We start from the raw sequence: 1,778 nt of genomic DNA on the forward strand, positions 1-1,778 counted from the left end.
TTATCAAAAATCGGTCAATCTACTTAGAGTTATTAGATATACGTTTGCTTGCTCCCCATTTTTCTGATAACTGAGCGCGATTTTGGCGCAAATCTGCCCTACTACGCTTGGTTGGGTAAGGTATGCTGTCCCCCTTAATTCCCGCCCACAAAACGCGATTAAATACCTCGCTATCCAGCTTGTCCTCTACTTCAAAATTGAAGCCTACCGTTGCTTTTGTCCACCACTGGCGATCGTGTAACAAAGGCATCGCTAGGGTTTTCACGGCTTGAGGATCTTTGCAAGCTGGTACGAGATTCGGGTCTACAGGTGTAGTACACAAATTCCCTGGTACAACAGCTTTGTAAGGAGTAAAGTTGGGTACTCTCGTAAAAGCATCTACCATTGGCTCCGCATTAGCATCGTTCATGCCAACGTAGTGTATCCCTAATAAATCTTCCATAGTTCTCAGGACGCTAACAGTGTTGTAGTTAGTTTTAACAAGTTCGCCTCGCTTGCTGTAGGGAGAAATTATGTAAGCTAAAGAACGATGAGAATCTACATGATCTGGTCCATTTTGGGCATCATCTTCGATGACGACAATCGCTGTCTCTTTCCACTGAGGAGACTTAGAAATTTTTTCAACTAGCAATCCTAAAGCATAGTCATTATCTGCCATTTGGAGTTCTGCAGTATTAAACCCGCGATCGCACTGTCAAAATTGCCAAAGTGATCGTGGTGTAATCTTAACAGCGTTAAGTTAGGCAGTCCATTTTGAGTGGAATCGCGCAGCCACTCGTTGAACAAATAAATATCTGGATGCTTCTGGTCGTATCCCCGGAAGTAGATATCGGTTTTATCTAGCAGCACTTTTTTTGTGACAGGTGCTTGAGGAATCTTATCTGTAAAAGGCGTAGGAGAAATCGGGATGTACAATGGGTTAGTTGGATCGCTCTTGGTTGGATCAGCTTGCGTCGTACCATAGTAAGTGAGATCGATAAAGAAACCATAATTTCTTACCGTCTTACCAGCACGTAACGCTGAATCCCAAAGATAACCACCAATCGATTTTTGGTCTAGTTCGCCGTCTCCTTCCGGAGCATTAACATCTTTATCTCCAGGCAAAATTGAAGAATTGCCCGAAGGATCTAATAGTCCTGTTAAGCGCGTATTTATCTGGGATGGAGTGCTAGAAGTTTGCGCTAATGCTGGATTAACGTTGCGGGTAGTTCCCTCGTAGTCGTAAGTTAAGCCATTAAAATTAGCGTTTCCATAAAGCACTGATTGAGTTTTTTCGGTGTAGTCGGTAGTGCGACCATAGGTAGACCAATTCCAACCAACTCCGCTAGATTCGCCACTGTCATAGAAATTGTCAAAAATGCTAAATTCTGAGGCTAACTTGTGATGATTGGGTGAAATCCGCTCTGGAAATAATGTCAGTGCCGGATCTCCATTACCGCGCTCTAAGTCGCCTAAAACTTGGTCGTAGGTGCGATTTTCTTTGACTACATAGATAACGTGCTTGATCTTAGTCCTGAGAAAATTCATCATCGGGTATTGACGGCGGTTGGTCAACCCATTATTTTTGTCTACTTGCTGAGATAGATTATCTAGGGTTCTACGACTAGGAACTGGAATTATCGAAATCCCCGCTTTTTCTAAAGCCCAAGTGTAGTCATTTCTAAAATTAGTGTTCCGCGCTGCTCCTACCTCCGTAGTGCGGTTATTAGAAGGGTTGGGACCAGAATTACTTTTGGCGTTGACTACATAAAGTCTGCTGCCATCTTGACTAACACTAA

1 protein-coding gene and 1 pseudogene are annotated in these 1,778 nt (G+C 43.3%); both read right to left on the reverse strand.

Features of this window, described 5'->3' with window-relative positions:
* Positions 1 to 19: 19 nt before the first annotated feature.
* A complete protein-coding gene (locus AC2VE5_RS26480) occupies positions 20 to 658 on the reverse strand; it encodes an alkaline phosphatase family protein (protein WP_486890527.1) in 639 nt (212 codons plus the stop codon).
* Positions 634 to 1,778, reverse strand: a pseudogene (locus AC2VE5_RS26485) (hypothetical protein); the annotation flags it as partial. The pseudogene AC2VE5_RS26485 and the gene AC2VE5_RS26480, both read right to left, overlap by 25 nt.

Source organism: Aliterella sp. E5.1 (assembly GCF_057473825.1).

What these genes read in the sequence shown, in the direction of transcription:
- AC2VE5_RS26480 (WP_486890527.1), bottom strand. Translation starts at nt 658, where the DNA reads ATGGCAGATAATGACTATGCTTTAGGATTGCTAGTTGAAAAAATTTCT.